The sequence below is a fragment of the Bradyrhizobium betae genome (assembly GCF_004123905.1).
In the GTDB taxonomy this organism is placed as follows: Bacteria; Pseudomonadota; Alphaproteobacteria; order Rhizobiales; family Xanthobacteraceae; genus Bradyrhizobium; species Bradyrhizobium betae_A.
This window is the reverse complement of sequence record NZ_MZXW01000048.1, coordinates 33,238-55,552: the sequence shown is the minus strand read 5'-3', so window position 1 is coordinate 55,552 and position 22,315 is coordinate 33,238. Positions and strand designations below refer to the sequence as shown.

At 65.3% G+C, this 22,315-nt stretch carries 23 protein-coding genes, 1 tRNA gene and 1 riboswitch; of the genes, 17 read left to right on the top strand and 7 right to left on the bottom strand.

Annotated features, from left to right (window positions below; all coding sequences use genetic code 11):
* Positions 1–349: 349 nt before the first annotated feature.
* Complete coding sequence (gene apaG, locus B5V03_RS32595; protein ID WP_164988451.1) at positions 350–742, bottom strand: Co2+/Mg2+ efflux protein ApaG; 393 nt, start codon at positions 740–742, stop codon at positions 350–352.
* Positions 743–924: 182 nt separating this feature from the next.
* Between apaG and B5V03_RS32590 the strand changes: the two genes are divergently transcribed.
* From B5V03_RS32590 to B5V03_RS32580, 3 genes are read left to right on the top strand one after another with little or no spacing between them, the layout of a single operon-like run.
* The gene (locus B5V03_RS32590; protein ID WP_129274494.1) at positions 925–2,196 is read left to right on the top strand and encodes an OpgC domain-containing protein; all 1,272 of its coding nucleotides are present in this window, start codon (positions 925–927) and stop codon (positions 2,194–2,196) included.
* Complete coding sequence (locus B5V03_RS32585; protein ID WP_129274493.1) at positions 2,196–2,975, top strand: SGNH/GDSL hydrolase family protein; 780 nt, start codon at positions 2,196–2,198, stop codon at positions 2,973–2,975. The genes B5V03_RS32590 and B5V03_RS32585 overlap by 1 nt, the downstream gene beginning before the upstream one ends.
* A 12-nt stretch (positions 2,976–2,987) precedes the next feature.
* The gene (locus B5V03_RS32580) at positions 2,988–3,983 is read left to right on the top strand and encodes an SGNH/GDSL hydrolase family protein (protein WP_129274492.1); all 996 of its coding nucleotides are present in this window, start codon (positions 2,988–2,990) and stop codon (positions 3,981–3,983) included.
* Positions 3,984–4,178: 195 nt separating this feature from the next.
* Here B5V03_RS32580 and B5V03_RS32570 read toward each other — a convergent pair whose 3' ends face one another.
* Entirely contained in the window at positions 4,179–5,375 is a 1,197-nt protein-coding gene (locus B5V03_RS32570) for an O-succinylhomoserine sulfhydrylase (protein WP_129274490.1), read from the bottom strand.
* A 68-nt stretch (positions 5,376–5,443) separates the two neighbouring features.
* A riboswitch (SAM riboswitch) is annotated at positions 5,444–5,523 on the bottom strand.
* Between the two features lie 80 nt (positions 5,524–5,603).
* On the opposite strand from B5V03_RS32570, the gene B5V03_RS32565 reads away from it, so the two are divergent.
* The 4 genes from B5V03_RS32565 (at position 5,604) to B5V03_RS32550 (ending at position 10,281) form a co-directional block, all read left to right on the top strand.
* On the top strand, positions 5,604–6,740 hold the full coding sequence (locus B5V03_RS32565) for a 2'-deoxycytidine 5'-triphosphate deaminase (RefSeq protein ID WP_129274489.1): 1,137 nt from the start codon (positions 5,604–5,606) through the stop codon (positions 6,738–6,740).
* Between the two features lie 199 nt (positions 6,741–6,939).
* Positions 6,940–7,992, top strand: coding sequence for a hypothetical protein (locus B5V03_RS32560; protein WP_129274488.1), 1,053 nt, complete (start codon positions 6,940–6,942; stop codon positions 7,990–7,992).
* Between the two features lie 167 nt (positions 7,993–8,159).
* Positions 8,160–9,605 carry an MATE family efflux transporter gene (locus tag B5V03_RS32555; protein WP_129274487.1) on the top strand — a complete coding sequence of 482 codons (1,446 nt, stop codon included), beginning with the start codon at positions 8,160–8,162 and terminating at the stop codon, positions 9,603–9,605.
* Positions 9,606–9,750: 145 nt separating this feature from the next.
* Positions 9,751–10,281 carry a hypothetical protein gene (locus B5V03_RS32550; protein ID WP_129274486.1) on the top strand — a complete coding sequence of 177 codons (531 nt, stop codon included), beginning with the start codon at positions 9,751–9,753 and terminating at the stop codon, positions 10,279–10,281.
* 110 nt (positions 10,282–10,391) lie between these two features.
* Here B5V03_RS32550 and B5V03_RS32545 read toward each other — a convergent pair whose 3' ends face one another.
* The 5 genes from B5V03_RS32545 to B5V03_RS32525 all read right to left on the bottom strand — a co-directional run bounded on the left by B5V03_RS32545 (position 10,392) and on the right by B5V03_RS32525 (position 13,407).
* Complete coding sequence (locus B5V03_RS32545) at positions 10,392–10,892, bottom strand: hypothetical protein (protein ID WP_164988448.1); 501 nt, start codon at positions 10,890–10,892, stop codon at positions 10,392–10,394.
* A gap of 123 nt (positions 10,893–11,015) precedes the next feature.
* On the bottom strand, positions 11,016–11,417 hold the full coding sequence (locus B5V03_RS32540) for an SRPBCC family protein (RefSeq protein WP_129274484.1): 402 nt from the start codon (positions 11,415–11,417) through the stop codon (positions 11,016–11,018).
* A 146-nt stretch (positions 11,418–11,563) separates the two neighbouring features.
* A complete protein-coding gene (locus B5V03_RS32535) occupies positions 11,564–11,923 on the bottom strand; it encodes a VOC family protein (protein WP_164988447.1) in 360 nt (119 codons plus the stop codon).
* A gap of 56 nt (positions 11,924–11,979) precedes the next feature.
* Entirely contained in the window at positions 11,980–12,819 is an 840-nt protein-coding gene (locus B5V03_RS32530) for a helix-turn-helix transcriptional regulator (RefSeq protein WP_129274482.1), read from the bottom strand.
* 9 nt (positions 12,820–12,828) lie between these two features.
* Positions 12,829–13,407 (bottom strand): methylated-DNA--[protein]-cysteine S-methyltransferase, encoded by a 579-nt coding sequence (locus B5V03_RS32525; RefSeq protein WP_129274481.1) that lies wholly within the window; start codon positions 13,405–13,407, stop codon positions 12,829–12,831.
* 175 nt (positions 13,408–13,582) lie between these two features.
* Here B5V03_RS32525 and B5V03_RS32520 point away from each other — a divergent pair.
* From B5V03_RS32520 to B5V03_RS32475, 10 genes are all read left to right on the top strand, one after another.
* A tRNA-Gly gene (locus tag B5V03_RS32520) sits at positions 13,583–13,656 on the top strand.
* A 172-nt stretch (positions 13,657–13,828) separates the two neighbouring features.
* Positions 13,829–14,410 carry a helix-turn-helix domain-containing protein gene (locus B5V03_RS32515; RefSeq protein WP_164988446.1) on the top strand — a complete coding sequence of 194 codons (582 nt, stop codon included), beginning with the start codon at positions 13,829–13,831 and terminating at the stop codon, positions 14,408–14,410.
* Entirely contained in the window at positions 14,410–14,922 is a 513-nt protein-coding gene (locus B5V03_RS32510; protein WP_164988445.1) for a GNAT family N-acetyltransferase, read from the top strand. Before B5V03_RS32515 ends, B5V03_RS32510 begins: the two co-directional genes overlap by 1 nt.
* Positions 14,923–14,924: 2 nt before the next feature.
* Positions 14,925–15,389: a GNAT family N-acetyltransferase gene (locus tag B5V03_RS32505; RefSeq protein ID WP_164988444.1), complete on the top strand. Its 465-nt coding sequence runs from the start codon at positions 14,925–14,927 to the stop codon at positions 15,387–15,389.
* Between the two features lie 91 nt (positions 15,390–15,480).
* Positions 15,481–16,536, top strand: a complete 1,056-nt coding sequence (locus B5V03_RS32500) for a LacI family DNA-binding transcriptional regulator (RefSeq protein WP_129274477.1) — start codon at positions 15,481–15,483, stop codon at positions 16,534–16,536.
* Positions 16,537–16,615: 79 nt separating this feature from the next.
* Entirely contained in the window at positions 16,616–18,073 is a 1,458-nt protein-coding gene (gene xylB / locus B5V03_RS32495; RefSeq protein WP_129274476.1) for a xylulokinase, read from the top strand.
* Positions 18,070–19,392, top strand: coding sequence for a xylose isomerase (gene xylA, locus B5V03_RS32490; RefSeq protein WP_129274475.1), 1,323 nt, complete (start codon positions 18,070–18,072; stop codon positions 19,390–19,392). Before xylB ends, xylA begins: the two co-directional genes overlap by 4 nt.
* A gap of 12 nt (positions 19,393–19,404) precedes the next feature.
* A complete protein-coding gene (locus B5V03_RS32485) occupies positions 19,405–20,163 on the top strand; it encodes an ATP-binding cassette domain-containing protein (RefSeq protein WP_129274474.1) in 759 nt (252 codons plus the stop codon).
* Positions 20,163–21,245, top strand: coding sequence for an ABC transporter permease (locus tag B5V03_RS32480; protein WP_164988443.1), 1,083 nt, complete (start codon positions 20,163–20,165; stop codon positions 21,243–21,245). The genes B5V03_RS32485 and B5V03_RS32480 overlap by 1 nt, the downstream gene beginning before the upstream one ends.
* Positions 21,246–21,340: 95 nt before the next feature.
* Positions 21,341–22,273 carry a sugar-binding protein gene (locus tag B5V03_RS32475; RefSeq protein WP_164988442.1) on the top strand — a complete coding sequence of 311 codons (933 nt, stop codon included), beginning with the start codon at positions 21,341–21,343 and terminating at the stop codon, positions 22,271–22,273.
* Positions 22,274–22,315: the final 42 nt, after the last annotated feature.

The following is a 22,315-nucleotide window of genomic DNA, read 5'->3' as shown; positions in this document are numbered from 1 at the left end:
AAGCCGCGGCGTACTGGATTCCCTGCCTTCGCAGGGAATGACAGTGGAATTTGGAGATGCACTATCGCTCACCTCATCCTCCGTCATTGCGAGCGCAGCGAAGCAATCCAGAATCCCTCCGCGGAACCCTCTGGATTGCTTCGCTGCGCTCGCAATGACGCGGAGGAGAGCGTGTTTGCCAAACTCCACTCTCGTGCCCCGGACGCGGCGCAGCGTCTCTTCGACTGTGCGCTGCAGAGCCGGAGCCCATGTCGCGGCATTTTGCCGTGTTGCCTTCTGGGTCCCGGCTCTGCGCAGCAACGCCAAGGAGGCGTCGCAGCGCGTCCGGGACACGAGAGCCCCACCTCGGCTAATTCAACACCCGCTTGTTATCCGGGCTGTCCAGCGAGAACGTCGGCACGTCGATCTCGAAGCGTTCGCCGGTTTCGCTGACCATCTGGTAGCGGCCGGTCATGAAGCCGGAGGCGGTCGAGAGCGGCACGCCGGAGGTGTATTCGAAGCGTTCGCCGGGGCCGAGCGTCGGCTGCTCGCCGACCACGCCCTCGCCCTTCACCTCCTGCTGGCGGCCGGTGGCGTCGGTGATGATCCAGTGCCGCGTCTTCAGCTGCACGGTCTCTTCGCCGGAATTGGTGATGACGATGGTGTAGGACCAGAAAAACCGGGAGCGGTCGGCCGACGACTGCTCCGGAATAAAGTTCGGCTCGACGGTCACTTCGATCTGGCGGGTCACGGCGCGGTACATGGCTGCCATCATAACGAAAACCCGGCCGGGAACCAAACGCTGCAGTCCGCTTTCGCGACATCCTCCCGCCAGAATTGGCGGAGAAGTACACTCCGATGTGATCCTGCCGCTTTGCGAGGCGGCGACTGGATCGGTACACTCCTTGCCAACGGCGCGATTTGCGGAAGGGTTTTTGGGCCCCGATGACCATTGCCGACCAAGTGACGGGAACGCCAATCGCGGGAACTGCGGGTGCCAAGCCTGTGGACGTCAAGCCTGCGGAGGCCAAGCCGCGCGTCGCCGCACCGGCGATCTCGCTGCCGGCGATCGGCGAGCGCGAGCTCCGGCTCGACCTGTTCCGTGGGCTGGCGCTGTGGCTGATCTTCATCGACCATCTGCCGCCGAGTCTGCTGACCTGGTTCACGATCCGCAATTACGGCTTCAGCGACGCCACCGAGATCTTCATCTTCATCTCCGGCTACACCGCCGCCTTCGTCTATGGCCGCGCGATGCTGGAGAGCGGCGTCGTCATCGCCACCGCGCGCATCCTGCGGCGGGTCTGGCAGATCTATGTCGCGCACGTCTTCCTGTTCACGATCTTCCTCGCCGAGATCTCCTATGTGGCGACCAGCTTCGAGAACCCGCTCTACACCGAAGAGATGGGCATCATGGATTTCCTCAAGCAGCCCGACGTCACCATCGTGCAGGCGCTGCTGCTGCGTTTCCGTCCCGTCAACATGGACGTGCTGCCGCTCTACATCGTGCTGATGCTGGCGCTGCCCGTGATCCTGTGGTCGATGAAGTGGAAGCCCGACCTCACGCTGGCTCTGTCCGCGGTGCTCTATGCGGTGACCTGGGAATACGACCTCTATTTCTCCGCCTATCCGAACGGCTTCTGGGCGTTCAATCCGCTGGCCTGGCAATTGCTTTTCGTCTTCGGTGCTTGGTGTGCGCTCGGAGGTGCGCGGCGCATGTCTCGTATTCTGGCCTCACCGGTGACGATGTGGATCGCGATCGCCTATATCGTGGCGGCGTTCTACGTCACGCTGACCTGGTATGTGCCGCAACTGTCCCATCTGATGCCGAAGCGGCTCGAGCAGTGGATGTATCCGATCGACAAGACCGACCTCGACGTGCTGCGCCTCACGCATTTCCTGGCGCTGGCCGCGCTCACCGTGCGCTTCCTGCCGCGCGACTGGCCGGGCCTGACATCGCCCTGGCTGCGGCCGCTGATCCTGTGCGGCTCGCATTCGCTCGAGATCTTCTGCCTCGGCGTCTTCCTCGCCTTCGCCGGCCATTTCATCCTGGCCGAAATCTCCGGCGGCGCAGCCATGCATGCGGTGATTAGTCTCTCCGGAATCCTGATCATGTGGGGCGTTGCATGGGTGATTTCGTGGTACAAGCGGGTGGCTGACAAGAGCGGTGCGAAAACCAAGAACGCCGTCGGCAATGCCGATATGGCGGGAGGGGGCTGATGAAGGCGAAGGTTCTCCTGAGCCTGGTCCTGCTATGCGGGTGCCTCGCCGCGCCCCAGGCGCGTGCGGGCGATGCTGCGCCTGCCGCTCCGGCTACGCCTCCAGCCTGCGAATTGCCGTCCTATCTGCTCAGCAGCGAAAGCCAGCTTCCCAAGGTCGCTGAAGCCATCAAATCGGGCAAACCGCTCGAAATCCTGGTCATCGGCAGCCGTTCGACCACGATTCCGGCCTCCGAGGACGCCTCCTATCCGGCGCGCATGCAGGCCATCCTGAGGGACAAGCTGCCGCCGCAGGAAACCGTGCACGTCTCCGTAGAAATACAGAGCAAGAAGACCGCAGAGGAGGCGGCCGCCACCTTCGTTAAGCTGATGGAAGCAAAAAGGCCTACTTTGGTCATCTGGCAGACCGGGACCGTGGATGCTATCCGTGCCATCGATCCCGACGATTTTCGCGGCGCAGTGACCGAAGGGGTTTCCGCGCTGCAAAATGCAGGGGCTGACGTCGTGTTGATGAATTTGCAGTACAGCCCGCGTACCGAAACCATGATCTCGGTGCCGCCTTACCTCGACAATATGAAGGTGGTGGCGCAGGAGCATGACGTCCCGCTGTTCGACCGTTTCGCGATCATGCGGCAGTGGAATGATCAGGGTCAGTTCGACCTGTTCAGCCCGTCCCGCGGGCCTGAGCTGGCGAAACAGGTCCATGATTGCCTTGGCCGGGCGTTGGCACAGTTCGTGATTGATGCCGCCCATCTGGGCCCGGCCCAGCAGCAAAATTGAGGTCTAGCGTTAATGAGTTCTTTCCGCCCTTTTTGCCTGACGGCATGGCTGGCTGCGCCCGCGCTGGCGGCGCTGCTGTCCCTGTCGCCGGTATCGCAGTCGCGCGCGCAGGCGCAGGCCGCGCAGGCGACGCCCGCGCCCACGCAATCCGCTAATCCCGCGCCCGCATCGCCGTCCCAGACCACCGTCGCCGCAACGTCGCCGGCCGAACAGCGCGGCATCACCGCGCGCGCCATCGACAAGGTGAAGCAGGTCGCCAAATCCGCCGGCGACATCTTCAGCCGCGTGCCATGTCTCGCACCGAAGGGCGGCTCCAAGACGATGGGCTCGCTGCCGCATGTCGCCGGCAAGCTCGTTGCCGGCAAGCCGGTCGTGATCGTCGCGTTCGGCTCGTCGTCGACGGCGGGCTATGGCGCAAGCTCGCCCGATTTCAACTATCCCAATCGACTCGCCGCACAGCTGCGCCGGCAATATCCGACCGCCAACATCACCGTCATCAACGCCGGTATCGGCGGCGAGGACGCGCCCGAGATGATGAAGCGCCTCCAGAAGGAGGTGATCGACGTGCATCCGGATCTGGTGATCTGGCAGGTCGGCACCAACGCCGTGCTGCGCAACCTCGATCCCGGCGACACCGCCAAGATGGTTGAGGACGGCATCTCGCGCATCCAGGCGGCCGACGAAGCCGACATCGTGCTGGTCGATCCGCAATATTCGCCGGCCGTCAACCAGCGCAAGGAGAGCGCCGGCAAGATGATAAAGCTGCTCGGCAAGGTCGCCGAGCTGCGTCACGTCGGCATCTTCCCGCGCTTCGAGGTGATGCGCGATTGGCACGAGAACCAGTCGATCCCGGTCGAGAGTTTCGTGATCGCCGACGGCCTGCACATGAACGATTGGGGTTACGCCTGCTTCGCCCAGCTGCTCGGCGACGACATCATCCGCTCCGTCGGCCAGATCAAGATCGGTGTGAACGTGCCCGCGGATGTGAGGACATATCGGCCGATGTAGCTTGCTCACCCTCCCTGGAGGGGGAGGGTCGATCGCGCGAAGCGCGAGCGGGGTGGGGTGATCTCTCCACTCGGGCAGCGTTCGACGTGGATGCACTGTCACCCCACCCCGCTTCGCATTTCGCTACGCTGCATGCGAAGCGACCCACGGGCGAGCTACGCTCGTCCCGGACCCCTCCAGGGGAGGGTAAGAAGATCACGCCTTCTCCAGCGCCGCCGTCAGATCCTCGATCAGATCGTCCGCATGCTCGAGCCCCGCGGAGAAGCGGATGAATCCCTCGCTGATGCCGAGCGCGGCGCGATCTTCCGGCTTCAGGCGCTGATGCGTCGTGGTCGCCGGATGCGTCACGAGGCTCTTGGCGTCGCCGAGATTGTTGGAGATCTTCGCAAGCTTCAGCTCATTGAGCACGCGGAACGCCGCCGCCTTGCCGCCCTTGACCTCGAAGCCGACCAGCGTCGAGCCGCCGCGCATCTGCTTCTTGACCAGCGCTGCCTGCGGATGGTCGGCACGGCCTGGAAACACCAGCCGCGAAATCTTGGGATGGCTCGCCAGCACATCGGCAATGCGTGCGGCCGTGTCGGTCTGCGCGCGCACGCGCACGCCCAGCGTCTCCAGGCCCTTGAGCAAAACCCAGGCGTTGAACGGCGAGATCGACGGGCCGGTCTGGCGCATGAAATTGTGGATGTGCTCGGCGATGAAGGCTTCCGATGACAGGATGATGCCGCCGAGGCACCGGCCCTGGCCGTCGATGTGCTTGGTCGCGGAATAGACCACGACGTCGGCGCCGAGCGCGAGCGGGCTCTGCCAGATCGGGGTTGCGAACACGTTGTCGACAACCAGCCGCGCGCCGCCGCTGTGCGCGATCTCGGCGATCCCGGGAATGTCGAGCACATCGAGCGTCGGGTTGGTCGGGCTCTCCAGGAAGAACGTCTTGGTGTTGGGCTTGAGCGCGCGCTGCCACTGGTCGAGGTCGGCGCCGTCGACCAGCGTGGTCTCGATGCCGTAGCGCGGCAGCAGGTCCTGAATGACGTAGAGGCACGATCCGAACAGGGCGCGAGAGGCCACCACATGATCGCCGGCTTTCAGCGGCGCCAGGATCGCGGTCGTCACCGCGGCCATGCCGGTCGCGGCCGAACGCGCGGCTTCCGCGCCTTCGAGCTCGATCATGCGGCGCTCGAACATCGCGATGGTCGGGTTGGAGTAGCGTGAATAGATGAAGCCGGGGTCTTCGCCCTTGAACCGCGCCTCGCACTCCTCGGCGCTGTTGTAGACGTAGCCCTGGGTCAGGAACAGCGCCTCCGACGTCTCGCCATATTGCGAGCGCAGGGTGCCGGAATGGACCAGGCGGGTTTCGGGACGATATTGCGCGGTGGGCGCCGGGGACTTCGACATAGGACCTCCTGCGTGACCACCGAAAATGGTCACAAAAAAACCGGCCTGGATAAAACCACGGGCCGGGATCACAGAGGTCCCCGGCCTGTTTAGCGACTTGTTTAACGTGGCTGCAAGCCGGCCGGCTCAAATCACCACGGGATAAGTCATGCTCATATTCCGCAATGCCCTTTCCGTCAAGACGTCCATCGGATAGCCGTAAAACGCTAGTATTTCCCGCATGTCGGGATGCACTCGACCCCAGATGAGGACCCCCGGTTGACGTTCACGGTCGCCGCCGACGCCAATGGTATCCTGCCCGACCGCATGATCGCGGCGATGGCGGAGGCAGGCCTCATCCTGCCTGCCTATGACTTCGTCGAAAGCCAGATCCAGCCGGCAAGCCTCGACTTGCGCCTCGGCGACATCGCCTATCGCGTTCGTGCCAGCTTCCTGCCGGGACCCGGTGCCACCGTCGCCGAGCGCATCGACGAGTTGAAGCTGCACGAATTCAGCCTCGCCGATGGCGCGGTGCTGGAGACCAACTGCGTCTACATCGTGCCGCTGCTGGAGAGCCTGGCGTTGCCGCCGGAGATCGTCGCGGCCGCGAACCCCAAAAGCTCGACCGGCCGGCTCGACGTCTTCACCCGCGTGATCGCCGACGGCACCCGCCGCTTCGACGTGATCGGCGCCGGCTATCACGGCCCGCTCTATGCCGAGATCAGCCCGAAGACGTTTCCGGTGCTGGTGCGCGAGGGCTCGCGCCTGTCGCAGGTGCGCTTCCGCACCGGTGACGCTATCCTCAACGCCGACGAGCTCGATGCGCTACATGCGTCCGAGCGCCTCGTCGACGTCGACGATGCTGACCTCTCGGGCGGCGTCGCTGTTTCCGTCGATCTCTCGGGCGAGAGGGCGAACGGCTTCGTCGGCTACCGCGCCAAGCGCCACACCGGTGTGGTCGATGTCGACCGCCGCTCCGGCTATGCGGTGGAAGAATTCTGGGAGCCGATCTCGGCCCGTCCCGACGGCAGCCTGATCCTCGATCCCGGCGAGTTCTATATCCTCGCCTCGAAAGAGGCGGTGCAGGTGCCGCCCGATTACGCCGCGGAAATGGTGCCGTTCGATCCGCTGGTCGGCGAATTCCGCGTGCACTATGCCGGATTCTTCGATCCCGGCTTCGGCTATGCCGGCGCCGGCGGGCTGGGATCGCGCGCAGTGCTCGAGGTGCGCTCGCGCGAGGTGCCGTTCATCCTCGAGCACGGCCAGATCGTCGGTCGCCTCGTCTACGAGAAGATGCTGTCGCGTCCCGACGCGATGTACGGCCAGCGCATCGGCTCGAACTACCAGGCGCAGGGCCTGAAGCTCAGCAAGCATTTCCGGGTGTAATTCCGTAGCCCCACCCTCCGCTGTCATTCCCCGCGAAGGCGGGGAATCCAGTACGCCGCGGCCTCTCGATTCAATCGCTGCTGTCTCTGGAATACTGGATCGCCTGGTCTTCGCCGGGCGATGACAGCGAGTGTGTGGTTGGTTGCTTCGCCCCACCCGCGATGACACACTCCCGCAAAACAACAAGCCGGGAGCGAACATGTCCGCAGCACCAGACTCCGCGCAGGAAGCCCAATGGAAGCGCTGGCGCGCGATCGCCGATCTCTATCACGCTTACTTCACCGGCCTCATTCTCACCGTCGTCACGCGGCGCGGCACGGCGGATGCCGCCGAGTTCGTCTTCCGCGTGTTCCGCCGCCAGCAGCAGGAACGCTTCCTGCCCGGGCTTGAAAAGCTCGGCCTCAGCCATCTGCCGCCGGCGGTGGCGGCTGCGCAATATCACTACCTCTCCAACTGGATCGGCGGCGTGCATGTCGAGTACATGTATGAGAGCGACACCAAAGCCTGGATCCGCTATCCGCCGCCGCGCTGGATCTGGAAGGGCACCGCGATCTGCGGCGTGCCGGGCGAGGTCTCGCGCGCGATGCTGCGCGGCTGGCACGCCAACAACGGCGTCGCGCTCGGCGATATCAGGCTCGGCTTCGTCTGCACCAAGCAGAGCGTCGACGGCCAGGATGGGCTTGAAGGCTATTATCACCAATACGACCATCCGCTCGAGCTCGATCAGCGCCTCGTCTTTGCGCGGCATCTGGAAGCCCCTACGTTCGACGCCAAGACCGCGCCGGCTCTGCCGGTCGCAAGCTGGCCGAAGCCGAGACTCGAAAAGGCCTATCGCAACTACGCGATGGAATATGTCCGCACCGCAGCGCCCGTGATGGTGCAGCTGTTCGGCCCGGAGGATGCCGGCTATCTCCTGCATCTGACCGGCAAGCTGATCGGCATGCAATACTTCGACGAGGTCTCAGCTGCACTCGCGATGAGCCGCGGTGGCGCCAGCGAATTTGCATCGTTCCTCAACGCGCTGTTCGCCGCGCAGGATGATGCTGTCGAGATCACGCAGTCCGAAGGCGCCTTCGAACTCCGCCAGCAGAGCTGGAAGTTGATGGATGATGTCACCGATTATCACCGCGCCTGCGCCAAGGTGCTGGAGGGATTGTTCGAGGGGCTCGCTGCGGGATGTGGCCGGCACATCGCCGTGCACCTGCGTCCGACGGCCGGTGGCCGCCCGCCGCTGGTCTGGAGCATCGGGTAATTCCACCTGTTGAAATGCGCTGTCGCAGGGCACGCCTGCACAAGGCGCAGGAGGAATCGGCAATTGCCGTGCTAACAAGCCTCTCGCCGCGCGCCTTGCGCGCACAAATGCATTGGCACACCAAGTGATTGCCGCGCCGCAAATGGCGCTTGTGCCCGGGAGAGGACATGTCCGACATCGCCGAAATCCCGGTCGATGAGCAAGAGCGCCCGCTGCCGCCGCCCCCGCGCCCGGTGAAAAGCGCGCTGACGGACGGCCCGATCCTGCGCACGCTGCTGGGGCTTGCCTGGCCGAACGTCATCGCGCTCTCGGCCGGCACCTGCGTGGTGATCGCGGAGACCTCCTATATCGGGCGGCTCGGCGTCGAAGCGCTGGCGGCGATGGCGCTGGTGTTTCCAACTGTGATCCTGACCATGACGATGTCGGGCGGCGCCATGGGCGGCGCGGTGGCCTCCGCCATCGCCCGCGCGCTCGGTGCCGGAGATCGCGAGCGTGCCGGTACGCTTGCCATGCATGCGCTCTTGATCGGCATCACCTTCGGCCTCGTCTTCATGCTGGGCATGCTGATCTTCGGACCAAAAGTGCTCGAGATGCTCGGCGGCCGCGGCGACGTGCTGACCCATGCGATCGCCTACACGCAGGTGTTTTTTGGCGGCGCCGTGCTGCCCTGGCTGCTCAACACCATGGCGGGCGTGCTGCGCGGCACCGGCAACATGAAGCTGCCGTCACTGCTGATCCTCAACTCCGCGGTCTGGCAGATCGTGCTCGGCGGCACGCTCGGCCTCGGGCTCGGCCCCGTGCCGCAACTCGGCATGCGCGGTGTCGCGGCTGGCGCGCTGACCGCCTATTTCATGAACATCTGCGTGATGGGCTGGTATTTGTTTTCCGGCCGCGCCCGTGTCGTGCCGAAGCTGCGCGGATTGCGCATCCAATGGGCGATGTTTTTCGACATCCTCAAGGTCGGCGCCATCGCCTGCTTCTCGCCGCTGCAATCGGTGCTGACGATCTCGATCTTCACCCACATGCTGGCGAAGTTCGGCACCGCGATTCTCGCCGGCTACGGCATCGGCGCGCGGCTCGAATTCCTGCTGACCTCGATCGCGTTCTCGTTCGGCATCGCCTCGGTGCCGATGGTCGGCATGGCGATCGGCGCCGGCTACATTGCGCGCGCCCGACGCATCGCCTGGACCGCAGGCGTCAGCGCCTTCGTAGCCGTCGGCGCGCCGGCGTGCCTCGTTGCGACCTTCCCCGACATTTGGGTCAACATCTTCACCGACAGCGCAACCGTGCGCGCCACCAGCCACCAATATCTGTCGACCGTGGCGCCGTTCTACGCCTTCATCGGCCTCGCCTCGGCGATGTATTTCTCCTCGCAAGGCGCGGCCAAGGTGATCGGCCCGGTGCTGGCGCAGACCGCACGGCTGATCTACATCGCGGCGGTCGGCTGGTGGCTGTCAACGCATGAAGCGACCGCGCAGAGCTTCTTCTGGCTCGCCGCGAGCTCGATGGTCGTGCTCGGCCTGCTCTCCAGCTCCAGCGTGGTGCTGACGCGCTGGGGACCGCGCGAGAGCAAGCCCGCGATCAGGCCGGCTCTGTCGGCCGCGGCCGACTAGCACTTGCTCGCCGGATTTTTGTTTCTGAATATTTCCATGCGTGGCTTGGCAATATCGAGCAACCGGGCCTGCCCTCTGCCGAAGGCTCCGCGCCAGCTCCTGGGAACAATTTCGCCGCGAGCCCATCAGAAGCACGGAAGGCCACATGACCTCGATTTCGTCGCTCTCCCCCCATCATCATCACGAATCACCTTTGCAAAAACTGCAAGACGAATTGCAGACAGAGGTCAGCTCCGGCGCGATCAGCTCGTCCGATCAGTCGGCGCTGTCGTCCGCGCTCAGCGATATCGATTCCGCCCTGCAATCAGGCAGCGCGAGCGATCAATCCAGCGGCAGCAAATTATCACCCCACGCGTTCAAGTCCAAGATTGACGATCTCATCCAGCAGGAAGTGTCGAACGGCAAGCTGACCGACCAGCAGGCCACCGAGCTGCAAGGCGTGTTCAAGGCGGCGTTCTCCCATGGTCCGGGTGGGCCCGGCGGAGCAGGTGGACCGCCGCCGTCTGGCGGGTCTTCGGTCGACGGCACCGATAGTTCGTCAAGCAGCACGTCGGCGACGGAGCTGCTGCAACAATTCCTTCAGTCGCTGAAGAACTCGCTCACGGATTCGACCTACAGCGCGACACCATCAAGCGACCCTTCGCTGTCCGGCGTCCTGCTCAACGACCGGGTCTGATACCGGCGGCGCCCCGTCCGCCGATCCGGCGCAACCATCCTTCGTCGCCCCGCGGAGGGTGGCTGCCTCGCTGCCGGAGTTGCCGCGCAGCGGCGATATGCCGACCCGACTTAACGATGCTTGTGGCGGCGATGGCCGCCACCGCCGCCGACATTGGCGAGCCGCATCAATTGCGGGATCATCGCCATCATGTCGCCGCCGCCGGCGCCGCCGAGCATGCCCATGATGTCGCCGCCACCGACACCGGCCGACACATAGCCGCCTCCGCCCATCGGCGTATAACCGCCGTAGTTCGGCGCACCGAAGCCGCCACCAAAATTGCCGCCGCCGAGGCCACCCAAACCTCCGCCGCCCATCATGCCACCAAGCCCGCCGCCGCCGTTCTCCATCATGCGGCTCATCATCGGACCCATAGTCTGCATCAGCATGGCGAAGCGGCGCTTGCCCATCTTCGCCTTCATCATCTCCAGCATCGGCGCCATCTGGGTCATCATGTCCTCGCCGCCGGCGCCGCCGCCGCCGAGGAATTGCGCCTTTGCCGGCGTGCTCGCGACCGAAAACAGCAGCAGCACGGCGGCTGCCTGGCAGATCACCTTGTCCGCACCTCTCATGGTATGCTCCTCGCGTGCGTGGCGCCGCCGGGAGAGCGGAGCCAACCGGACGCACGCGGGCATGGTTACGGCTGGTGGGGGGAGGGCTCTGTGAGAAAAATCACAGAGCCGCGTGAGCCCGCGCTATGCCGCGGCGGGCGGAAACGCTTTGTGCATGGCGGCCACCGCTTCCTTGGTCTGCTCCTGCACGTAAGCAGCAAGCTCGTTCGGCAGCATGTCGATGATCCAGACCAGGCGGCACCTCGCCTCGCCCTCGGCGATGACCTGTACCGACGCGCTGTAATGCTTCAGCCGCTCACTGTTGATGGCATAGACGAGCCGCTGCCGCGCGTCGTCGCAATCGACCAGCACCTCGCGCGCGACGGAGCCATTTGCAAAAGTGACGATGCGCGTATCGCCGTCGAGCGTGCAAGCGGTGACGAAGCCCGGCACCAGCCGCAGATGCAGCGCGCCGAAATCGCGCACCGCGTCCCAGACGTCGCGGGCGCGGACGGGGAGAGGAATGTCGTTGTGGATGGAGGCCATGAGGGGTGTCCTTGATGATGTTAGGTGTTCGCCAAGAACTCCGTCATTGCGAGCGCAGCGAAGCAATCCAGAAATGTCTCCGCAGATGCAGCCTGGATTGCTTCGTCGCAAGAGCTCCTCGCAATGACGGAGCTAGCGGTTAAGGCTCACACGCAAACCGCCTCGACATTGTTTCCATCGGGATCGATCAGGAACGCCGCGTAGTAGGTCGGGCTGTAATCCTTGCGCGGCCCCGCGCCGCCATTGTCGCGGCCGCCGCTTGTCAGGCCCTCGCTGTGAAACCCCTTGACCGCGTCATGATCTTTGGCCCGAAACGCGATATGCGCGCCGTCGGCCTTCCGCCCCTTGTTCAGATGCAGCCACAGCGCCGGTTCGCCCTTCGGCCCGAAGCCGGCATAGCCGTCGCCGCTGGAGCAGAGCACATAGCCCAGCGGCGCCAGCACCGCGGTGTAGAAGCGCGTGGCGGCGTCAAGGTCGGCAACGCGCAGTCCGATGTGGTCATACATGATCGTCTCCATGTCCAAAGCGCGCCGCGAATGGCGCGCGCCGGAGACGACCCTAGTCAGTTGAGGGCAGGCCGCTCTTGGAGAATCTTGCGCTCCCCTCGCGAAGCCTGCCGGAACTTTGTCGGCGAGACGCCGGCGGCGCGATGAAAAGTGCGGACGAAATTGGAGAGGTCGCCGAAGCCGACGTCATAGGCGATGTCGGTGACCGCGAGATGGTCATCCGCGAGGAGGCGCGCGGCGTGCCGCAGCCGCGAGCGCACCAGATATTGATGCGGGGTGACGCCGAGCACGGCCGAGAACAGCCGCAGGAAATGGAACGGGCTCAGTCCCGCCTGCCGCGCCGCCTGTTCGAGATCGACCTCGGCATGCGAGTTGTCGTCGATCCACAATGCGGCCTCCACCGCGCGGCGGCGGTCGCGTGCGGTTGGCGTGGCCGGTTTGCGCGCCTTGCCCGAAACCACATCGACGAAGCGGCCCGCAAGAATCTGGCCGACCTCGTCGAGACCGAGGTCGCTATTGCCATCTGCTGCCGTCTGGGCGAGCTCGCCCAGCACCATCAGTTCAGGCAGCGGCGGCGTTGCGCCGACCTGCCAGACCTCGCGCCGCCCGCCGAGGGCATCGACGAGGTCCCCGCTGAGAAAGAACGACAGGCAGACGTCGCCACTGACATGCTCATGCGTGCAGGTGTATTCGTCGCCGGGGGCGCCGACCAGCATCGCGCCGGCCACCAGCTCGAAGAAGCCGGCGCGGCAATGGCAGCCGAAACTGCCGGAGCGGACATAGGCGATGGAATGGCCGGTGCGGCATTCGGCGAACGGCTTGTCGTCCGGTCCCGCATCGCAGCGAAACTCGGAGACCGTCATCGCGCGTGTCGTCAACAGCGTGGTTGCGTCCATCCCGCCTATCTAGGTGGAGGGGCGCGGCGGAGCAACGGGCAGCAGCACCTCGAACAGCGTCTTGCTGGCGACCGGATGGGCGCCCTCCAGCGACAGCAATCGCCGCTTGGAGATCACCCCGCCATAGGGCGAGAGCCGATCGGCGTAATTGCCGGCCTCCAGCACCCGGTGGCACGGCACGATCAGCATGTAGGGATTCTTTGATATCGCCTGCGCCACCGAATGCGCCGCGCCGGAGGCGCCCAGCGCCTTGGCGATCTCGTGATAGGTGCGCGTCTCCCCGCGCGGGATGGTGCAGGCGTATTCGTAGACCCGCCGGCTGAAGGCCAGCACGCCGCCGGCATCCAGGCTGACGTCGGAGAAATCGGGATCGTTGCCCTGCAGAAGGCCTACGATGCCCTCGATCGCAAGCTCGGCATTGAGCGGAGGCTGCTGCTCGCGCGCCTCCGGATGGACCTGAAAGATCCGGCGGCGGGTGTCGATCTCCCGCGCCTCCGGCAATTGCACGGCCACCACGCCGGTGCTGCTCCAGATGATGCCGCAGCGCCCTATCGCCGTGTCAAATATCGCGTAGCCACGCCCCACCATGCACACGCCCCACTCAGTGCACGCTACTCCCCCGACACACGATCATAACACCGCCACAATCCGGCGCACCTGGAATCTTACCCAAACGTTAAGAACCGTCCGGCCGGGCGCGCCAAACCGCTTGGCGGGCGGCGCCGTCTCGGCTAATCAGATCGGGTGTGAAGAGCGCGCATCCGCGGGCGTAGTTCAATGGTAGAACGGCAGCTTCCCAAGCTGCATACGAGGGTTCGATTCCCTTCGCCCGCTCCAAGCCTTCCCGACTGCATCACTATTTGATCTGACCGTGCTGACGCGCTCGTACGCAGTCCGAAGATTCTAATATATTAGCTGCTCGCTCCCGGCACGCGTGGCTCGCCGGGCTTAAGCTCCTCATGCCTTGGCGGGTGCGGTCCGGGTCCGGGGCGATGTTCGGATGAAGACCATGGACCAGCAAAAACTCGATCGCGCGATCGGTCGTCGCTTGAAGACGTTGAGGACGCAGGCGGGCATGACGTTGAACGAACTGGCAGGCCGCTCCGGTGTCAGCCGGGCCATGATCGGGCGGGTGGAGCGGGCGCAGAGCAGTGCGACGGCGGCGCTGCTCAACAAGCTCTGCGCGGCGCTCGATGTCACGCTCAGCGACGTCGTCGCGCTGTCGGAGAAGCCGCCGGAGCGGTTGACGCGGCTGGCCGACCAGCCGCATTGGCGCGATCCCGACAGCGGCTACCGCCGGCGTCACGCCTCGCCGCCGGATGCAGCGAGCGGCATCGAGATCATCGTTGTCGATCTGCCGGCCGGCGCGCGCGTCTCCTACAGCCCCTGGGGCCGCAACGCCTTCACCCAGCAACTGCTGATGCTGGAGGGCGCGGTCTGCGTACATATCGATGCCAAGACGGTGCGCCTGCGTGACGGCGATTGTCTCGATTTCGACGTGATGCGCGCGGTGACCTTCGAGAACGAAACCAAACAGGACGCACGCTACGTCATCATCACGCGGCGCGGCACCTCATACGGGAAAATGTGATGTCGCTGATCGTGCGGGACGCCATGCTGGAAGATGCCGAAGATATTTTGGCCATCTACAACCATGCCGCGATCAATACGACGGCGGTCTGGACCGATGGCCCGGTTGATCTGAACTCACGCCGCGAGTGGATCCGTGCACGGCGAGAAGCCGGCTATCCCGTTCTGGTCGCCATGAAGGGCAGGGATGTGGTCGGCTTCGCATCGTTCGGCGATTTCCGTCCCTGGCCCGGCTATCGGCACACGGTCGAGAATTCTGTCTATGTCGACAAGCGGCATCATCGCGCGGGTATCGGTCGCGGCCTGATGATTGCGTTGATCGAGCGTGCCACAGCGCTCAGCAAGCACACGATGGTCGCCGCGATCGAGGCCTCGAATTCCGAATCGATCGCGCTGCACGCTTCGTTCGGCTTTACCGAGGTCGGCCGAATGCCTGAGGTCGGCTGCAAGTTCGGCCGCTGGCTCGATATGGTCCTCATGCAGAAGCGGCTTGCAAGTGGGGTGCGACCCTGACGATGCAGATCCGGACCGGCGACACCTTCGATCCGCGCGTCATCGCGCTGCTCGATCATCACGTCACGGCCGCGCGGGCGCAGACGGCGCCGGGCAGCGCGCATGCGCTCGATCTCGCCGGCCTTCGTGCGAGCGATGTCGCGTTCTGGACCGGCTGGGACGGCGAGACGCTGGTCGCAACCGGCGCGCTGAAGATGCTTTCGGCCACCCATGGCGAGGTGAAGTCGATGCACACGCGGCAAGCCACGCGGCGGCGTGGCTTTGGTGGCGAGATGCTCCGCCACATCATCACCGAGGCCCGCGCGCGCGGCCTGACGCGGCTCAGCCTCGAGACCGGCTCCTGGGACTATTTCAAGCCCGCGCATGCGCTCTACCAGGCCCATGGTTTTGTGCTTTGCGGCCCGTTCGAGGGCTATGGCGAGGATCCCAATAGCCTGTTCCTGACGCTTGATCTGAGCGGCGGCTGAGTCGCGGCCCGGCGCAACCGGGGCTCGAAAACAGAGCTCTGCCCCTCAAAATGAGTTGCGCACCTCAAAACACCTCTGCTAGCCTTCAGCTATGGCTCAAGAGACCCTTTCCGACGCTCCGACCGTCGCGGCGTTGACGCTGAAGGACATCGCGCGCCAGGCGGGTGTGAGCCTCGCGACCGTGGACCGCGTCCTGCACAACCGCCCGGGCGTGCGGCCGGATACAGTCCGGCGCGTCCAGGAGACGATCGCACGCAATGCCTTCCAGCCGCATGTGGCCGCCGCAGAGCTTGCCCGCGGCCGGGCCCGCCGCTTTGCCTTCGTGATGCCGTCCGGGCCGAATCCGTTCATGCAGCAGATCGAGGCCTATCTCGGCGAGATGTCGGCGTGGCTCTCGGCGCGCCGCCTCAATGTCGAGATGATTGCGACTGACGTGTTCGATCCGTCCGTGCTCGCGGCCTCGCTGGAGGCGCTGTCGGCCGAATACGACGGCGTCGCCGTGGTCGCGCTCGATCATCCGGGTGTCCGCGCCGCCATAAACGATCTCGTCGAGGCCGGCACCAAGGTCGTCACACTGGTCTCGGACGTGCCGTCCTCGCGCCGCCACCATTATGTCGGCATCGACAACATCGCGGCGGGGCGCACCGCTGGTGCGCTGGTGGGGCGGCTGGCCGGCGGGCGGTCCGGCAAGGTCGCCATCGTCGCGGGCTCGCAGGGTCTGCGCGATCATGCCGAGCGCATTTTTGGCTTCAACCAGGTGATGGCGTCGGAATTTCCGGAGCTGAGCGTGATGCCGGTGCTGGAAGGGCGCGACGAGGACGACCGTTCCGGGCAGCTGCTGGCGCGCCTGTTGGGCAGGCATGCTGACATTGTCGGTCTTTATAACGTCGGCGCCGGCACACAAGGTGTTGCCAAAGCGTTGAGCGATGCCGGTCGCGGCAAGGTTGTGTTCGTCGGGCATGACGTCACCGCGCTGACGCGCCGGCTGCTGCTCCAGGGCGTGATGGATGCCGCGATCTCGCAGAATCCGGGACATGAGGCGCGCGCCGCCGTGCGCGTGCTGCTCGCGCTCGCGCGCGGCGAGCCGATCCTGCGCGAACAGGAGAAGATCAGGATCGACATCGTGATGCGGGACAATCTGCCCTAGGGCAGCGGACTTTGAACAGCACGTTGCGGAAAAGACGACTTCAAGCTCGCCCATCGCAACAGGCAAAAGGGAGGACGATTTGTATCTCGGACTGGACATCGGCACGTCAGGTGTGAAAGCGGTGCTCGTGAGCGATGCCGGCGCGGTTGTCGCGACGGCTTCACGCGAGCTGACGCTGTCGCATCCCGCGCCGCTGTGGTCCGAGCAGGATCCCGACGCCTGGGTCGATGCGGCGATCGGCGCTGTCGATGATCTCGCGCGCCAACATCCGCGCGAGGTCGCGCAGGTGCGCGGCATCGGGCTGTCGGGCCAGATGCACGGCGCGACGCTGCTGGGCGAGAACAACCGCCCGCTGCGCCCCGCGATCCTCTGGAACGACGGCCGCTCGCAGGCCGAATGCATCGAGCTGGAGCGACGCTGTCCGTCATTGCACGCCATCGCCGGCAATCTGGCGATGCCCGGCTTCACCGCGCCCAAGCTGCTTTGGGTCGCCCGGCATGAACCGAAAATCTTCGCGCGCGTCGCAAAGGTGCTGCTGCCCAAGGCCTATGTGCGCTATCGCCTCACCGGCGAGATGATCGAGGACATGTCGGACGCGGCCGGCACGCTGTGGCTCGATGTCGGTCTGCGCCGCTGGTCGGCCCTGCTGCTGCACGCTACGGGACTCGATCTCCACCACATGCCGCGCCTCGTCGAAGGCCGCGAGGTCAGCGCGTTGCTCGCGCCCGACTACGCGCAACGCTGGGGCATGGCGAAGAATGTCGTTGTCGCCGGAGGGGCCGGCGACAACGCGGCGAGCGCGATCGGGTTAGGGGCGATCGCGCCGGGCGATGCCTTCCTGTCGCTCGGCACCTCTGGGGTGCTGTTCCGCGTCACCGACCGGTTCGCCCCGGCGCCGGCTTCGGCCGTGCATGCGTTCTGCCACGCGCTGCCCGGCCTCTGGCACCAGATGGGCGTGATGCTGTCGGCGGCGGCCTCGCTCGCCTGGCTCGCCGGCGTGATGGAGACGCCCGCGGCTGCGCTGCTGGCGCCGCTGGGCGAGCGCGTCGATGGGCCAAGCCCGGTCAAATTCCTGCCCTATCTCGACGGCGAACGCACGCCGCACAATGACGCCGCCGCGAGCGGCGCTTTCGTCGGCTTGCGCGGTGCGACCGGGCGCGGCCAGATCGTGCAGGCCGTGCTCGAAGGTGTTGCCTTCGCTGCGCGCGACAATCTGGCGGCGCTGAGCGCGGCGAGCGGGCCGATCACTGAAGTCGATCTCGTCGGCGGCGGCTCGCGCTCGCCGCTGTGGGCGCAGATCTGCGCCGATGTGCTCGGCATTCCCGTCCACCGCGTCGAGGAAGGCGAGGTGGGCGCCGCGCTTGGCGCCGCCCGGCTCGGGCGCCTTGCCGCCACCGGCGAAGATCCGGCCGAAGTCTGCACCCGCCCGCGCCGGCTCGCGAGTTTTGTGCCCCGCGCATCCGTCGCGCCCGCCTATGACGATGCCTATCGCCGCTGGCGCGAGCTTTATCCCGCGTTGAAGGAGAGCCTTAAGTGAACGCGTCCGCCAAATTCTTCGAGACAAGCGCGCCCGTTGCCTTTGCCGGCAAGGATGCGGCAGGCACGCCCGCCTTCCGCTGGTACGACAAGGACCGGCTCGTGCATGGCCGCAGGCTCGAGGATCACTTACGCTTTGCGGTCTGCTACTGGCATTCGCTCTGCTGGCCGGGCGGCGATCCCTTCGGCGGCGAGACCTTTTTACGGCCCTGGCATCACGGCACCGACGCGATGGCGATGGCGCGCGCCAAAGCCGATGTCGCCTTCGAACTGTTCCGCCTGCTCGACGTGCCCTTCTTCACCTTCCACGACGTGGATGCCGCGCCGGAAGGGGCTTCGCTCGCCGAGTCCGTCGCCAATCTCAACGCGATCGCGGATCTGTTCGAAGCGAAGATGGCTTCCGCCAAGGTCCGTCTGCTCTGGGGCACCGCGAACCTGTTCACGCATCGCCGCTACATGGCGGGCGCTGCGACCAATCCGGACCCCGAGATCTTCACCTATGCCGCTGGCCAGGTCCGCGCCGCGCTGGAAGTGACGCACCGGCTCGGCGGCCAGAACTATGTGATGTGGGGCGGCCGCGAGGGCTACGAGACGCTGCTCAACACCGATCTCAAGCGCGAGCTCGACCAGCTCGGCCGCTTCGTCTCGCTCGTCGTCGAGCATAAGCACAAGATCGGCTTCAAGGGCCCGATCCTGATCGAGCCGAAGCCGAAGGAGCCGACCAAGCATCAATACGATTTCGACGTTGCGACCTGCTACGGCTTCCTCGAACGCTACGATCTCCTCAAGGACGTCAAGCTCAACATCGAGCAGAACCACGCCATCCTCGCCGGCCACTCCTTCCATCACGAGGTCGCGCTCGCCGAAGCGCTCGGCGTGTTCGGCTCGCTCGACGTCAATCGCGGCGACGATCTGCTCGGCTGGGACACCGACCAGTTCGCGATGAACGTGCCGGAGCTCGCTCTTGTGTTCCACGAGATCCTGAACCGCGGCGGCTTCACCACGGGCGGGCTGAATTTCGACGCCAAGGTCCGCCGGCAGTCGATCGATCCCGACGATCTCATCCATGCCCATGTCGGCTCGATGGACGCCTGCGCGCGGGCGTTCCTGGCTGCCGCCGACATGATCGATGCCGGCGCCCTCACGACGCCACTCGCCACGCGCTACGAGGGATGGGCCGGTCCCGAGGGCCGCGCCATTCTCGGCGGCCAACGGTCGCTTGCCGATCTCGCCGATCGCGCGATGAGCCCCGGCTTCGACCCGCAGCCGCGCTCGGGGCGGCAGGAATATCTGGAATCCCTGGTCAACCGTCATGTCTGAGCGAGGCTGCTGATGGCAAGTGCTGAAGCAAGACCGGTCCTGGAGCTCTCCGGCATCGGCAAGGAGTTCGGCGCGATCCGCGCGCTGCATGACGTCGACATGCATGTGTTGCCGGGCGAAGTGGTCGGCCTGATGGGCGACAACGGCGCCGGCAAGTCGACGCTGGTCAAGATCATCGCCGGCAATTTCCGCCCGAGCCATGGCGAGATCCGCTTTGCCGGCAGCGCGGTCCATTTCAACCGGCCCATTGATGCCCGAGCGGTTGGGATCGAGGTCGTCTATCAGGACCTCGCGCTCGCCGACAATCTGACGGCGGCGGCCAACGTGTTTCTCGGCCGCGAGCTGAAGCGCAAATTCGGACCGCTCGCGCTTCTTGACCACAAGGCGATGGCGGCGCGCGCGCTGGAGCTGTTTGGCGAGCTGCGTTCGGAGACGCGGCCCGATGACCTCGTCAAGCAGATGTCGGGCGGCCAGCGCCAGGCGGTCGCGATCGCGCGGACGCGCCTGTCCAACGCAAGGCTCGTGATGATGGACGAGCCGACCGCGGCGATCTCGGTGCGTCAGGTCGAGCAGGTGCTGGGCCTGATTCACCGGCTGAAGGAGCAGGGCGTCGCCGTGATGCTGATCTCGCACCGCATGCCCGACGTGTTTGCGGTGTGCGACCGCGTCATTGTCATGCGCCGCGGCGAGAAGCGCGCCGACAAGCCGATCCACGAGACCTCGCCTGAGGAAGTCACCGCCCTCATCACCGGCGCGAAGGAGGCGGCGTGATGGCCATGCCCATGGAATCCCCGATCAGCTTCACCAATATCGGCAAGATCAGATGGTGGCAGCGTGGCATCTTCGCCTCCCAGACCGGCTATGTGCTGCTCGCGCTGGCGGTGCTGCTTGTGATCATGCACTTCGCCAGCCCGTATTTCTTCACCGAAGGCAATATGCAGAACGTGGCGAAGAACTTTTCCTTCATCGCGATCGCCACCCTCGGCGTCACCTTCGTGATCATCACGGGCGGCATCGATCTGTCGGTGGGCTCGATGATGTGCTTCTCGGCCATGATCACCTCGATGGTGATGACCGAGCTGTCGACGCCCGGCGGGCTCGGCGCCTCGCTGTTCGTGCATATGGCGGCCGACGGCAAGACGGTGCTGGCCAATGTGCCCGGCCTGATCCTGCTGGTCTCGATCCTCGCCGGCCTCGGCGTCGCGCTGATCGGGGGCCTCGTCAACGGCTTCTGTATCGCGGTGCTCGGCCTGTCGCCCTTCGTCACCACGCTCGGCATGCTCTCGATCGTGCGCGGTCTCGGTTATGTCGTCTCCAACGGACGCGGCAGCTTTCCGGGCGGACCGGACGCCGATTATTTCTATGCGCTCACCTCGGGCGATGTGCTCGGCGTACCCGCGCCCTTCATCTATCTGGTGATCCTCGCGCTGGCGATGGCCGTGGTGCTGCACCACAGCGCGTTCGGCCGCCATGTCTTTGCGCTCGGCGGCAACGAGAAGGCGGCCGAGCTCACCGGCATCCCTGTGGTGCGGGTGAAGATCGAGGTCTACGTGATCTGCGCGCTCGCGGCCGGCCTCCAGGGCATCATCATCTCCGGCTGGCTTGGATCGGCGCCGGCCAACATGGCGACGTCCTACGAGCTCAACGTGATCGCGGCGGCCGTGATCGGCGGTGCCAACCTTGCCGGCGGCATCGGCGGCCCGCTGGGGGCGATTGTCGGCTGCGTGCTGCTCGAAGTGATCCGCAACGGTCTCGTGCTGGCGCAGGTGAGCTCCTACTGGCAGCAGACGCTGGTGGGCGTGATCATCATCCTGGCCGTGCTGGTCGACCGCATCCGCTCGCGGATGATTTGACGTGACGAACGTTCCGGGAAGGCAACGAAAATGCCGCCTGTCCGCTTCCCGGACGTTATCGAGAGGATAGGCGCCAAATGAGGGTGGAGGAGACAATGAGGAAACTTCTTCTTGCAGGCATTGCCGTCGCACTGATGGCGACGCCGGCGCTTGCGGCGAACTACCGCTTCGTGATCGTGCCCAAGGCGATGAACAATCCGTTCTTCGACTTCGCGCGCGACGGCTGCCTGAAGCGCGCCAAGGAGCTCGGCAATATCGAGTGCATCTACAAGGGCCCGGTCGAGCACGAGCCGGCGACGCAGGCTCAGATCATCCAGGACTTCGTCACGCAGAAGGTCGATGGTCTCGCCATCTCGGTCGCCGACGTCGCGGCCATGACCAAGTCGATCGAGGCGGCGACCGCGGCCGGCATTCCCGTCATCACGTTTGACGCTGATGCGCCGGGGTCCAAGCGCATCGCTTATATCGGCACCAACAACAAGGAGTTCGGCGTCGCACTTGGCAAGCAACTCGCGAAGATGCGGCCCGACGGCGGCAAATACGCGATGGTCTCGGGCGGTCCCGGCGCCAAGAACCTCGCCGAACGCGTCGACGGCGTCCGCGAGGCGCTGAAGGGTTCGAAATGGACTGAGGTCGCGGGCTCGCCGACATTCTGCAACGACGATCCCGCGCTCGCGGTCCAGCAGATGACGGACATGCGCACCGCAACGCCCGACCTTGCCGCGATCGTTCCCATCGGCGGGTGGCCGATGTTTGCCCCCGAAGGCTTCAAGGCCTTTGCGGCCAGGAGCAAGAAGGACCTCGACAGCGGCAAGTTCACGCTCGTCGTCGCCGATACGCTGAAGATGCAGCTTGAACTTTTGCGCGACGGCTACGCCAGTGCGCTGGTCGGCCAGCGTCCCTTCGAGATGGGTGAGAAGGCGATGGACACGCTGCTCGCCATCAAGAAGGGCGAGAAGGTGCCGGAGATCGTCTATACCGGCCTCGATCTCGTCACCAAGGACAACGTCGCGCAGATGTTGAAGTAACGGAGTCAAAATAGGAGTGTCGCCAGCCCCACACTCCTATGC

Excerpts from the sequence above, each read along its gene's own strand:
- apaG (WP_164988451.1), bottom strand. The coding sequence starts at position 742 with ATGTACCGCGCCGTGACCCGCCAGATCGAAGTGACCGTCGAGCCGAAC.
- B5V03_RS32590 (WP_129274494.1), top strand. The coding sequence starts at position 925 with ATGACCATTGCCGACCAAGTGACGGGAACGCCAATCGCGGGAACTGCG.
- B5V03_RS32585 (WP_129274493.1), top strand. The coding sequence starts at position 2,196 with ATGAAGGCGAAGGTTCTCCTGAGCCTGGTCCTGCTATGCGGGTGCCTC.
- B5V03_RS32580 (WP_129274492.1), top strand. The coding sequence starts at position 2,988 with ATGAGTTCTTTCCGCCCTTTTTGCCTGACGGCATGGCTGGCTGCGCCC.
- B5V03_RS32570 (WP_129274490.1), bottom strand. The coding sequence starts at position 5,375 with ATGTCGAAGTCCCCGGCGCCCACCGCGCAATATCGTCCCGAAACCCGC.
- B5V03_RS32565 (WP_129274489.1), top strand. The coding sequence starts at position 5,604 with ATGCACTCGACCCCAGATGAGGACCCCCGGTTGACGTTCACGGTCGCC.
- B5V03_RS32560 (WP_129274488.1), top strand. The coding sequence starts at position 6,940 with ATGTCCGCAGCACCAGACTCCGCGCAGGAAGCCCAATGGAAGCGCTGG.
- B5V03_RS32555 (WP_129274487.1), top strand. The coding sequence starts at position 8,160 with ATGTCCGACATCGCCGAAATCCCGGTCGATGAGCAAGAGCGCCCGCTG.
- B5V03_RS32550 (WP_129274486.1), top strand. The coding sequence starts at position 9,751 with ATGACCTCGATTTCGTCGCTCTCCCCCCATCATCATCACGAATCACCT.
- B5V03_RS32545 (WP_164988448.1), bottom strand. The coding sequence starts at position 10,892 with ATGAGAGGTGCGGACAAGGTGATCTGCCAGGCAGCCGCCGTGCTGCTG.
- B5V03_RS32540 (WP_129274484.1), bottom strand. The coding sequence starts at position 11,417 with ATGGCCTCCATCCACAACGACATTCCTCTCCCCGTCCGCGCCCGCGAC.
- B5V03_RS32535 (WP_164988447.1), bottom strand. The coding sequence starts at position 11,923 with ATGTATGACCACATCGGACTGCGCGTTGCCGACCTTGACGCCGCCACG.
- B5V03_RS32530 (WP_129274482.1), bottom strand. The coding sequence starts at position 12,819 with ATGGACGCAACCACGCTGTTGACGACACGCGCGATGACGGTCTCCGAG.
- B5V03_RS32525 (WP_129274481.1), bottom strand. The coding sequence starts at position 13,407 with ATGGTGGGGCGTGGCTACGCGATATTTGACACGGCGATAGGGCGCTGC.
- B5V03_RS32515 (WP_164988446.1), top strand. The coding sequence starts at position 13,829 with ATGGACCAGCAAAAACTCGATCGCGCGATCGGTCGTCGCTTGAAGACG.
- B5V03_RS32510 (WP_164988445.1), top strand. The coding sequence starts at position 14,410 with ATGTCGCTGATCGTGCGGGACGCCATGCTGGAAGATGCCGAAGATATT.
- B5V03_RS32505 (WP_164988444.1), top strand. The coding sequence starts at position 14,925 with ATGCAGATCCGGACCGGCGACACCTTCGATCCGCGCGTCATCGCGCTG.
- B5V03_RS32500 (WP_129274477.1), top strand. The coding sequence starts at position 15,481 with ATGGCTCAAGAGACCCTTTCCGACGCTCCGACCGTCGCGGCGTTGACG.
- B5V03_RS32485 (WP_129274474.1), top strand. The coding sequence starts at position 19,405 with ATGGCAAGTGCTGAAGCAAGACCGGTCCTGGAGCTCTCCGGCATCGGC.
- B5V03_RS32480 (WP_164988443.1), top strand. The coding sequence starts at position 20,163 with ATGGCCATGCCCATGGAATCCCCGATCAGCTTCACCAATATCGGCAAG.
- B5V03_RS32475 (WP_164988442.1), top strand. The coding sequence starts at position 21,341 with ATGAGGAAACTTCTTCTTGCAGGCATTGCCGTCGCACTGATGGCGACG.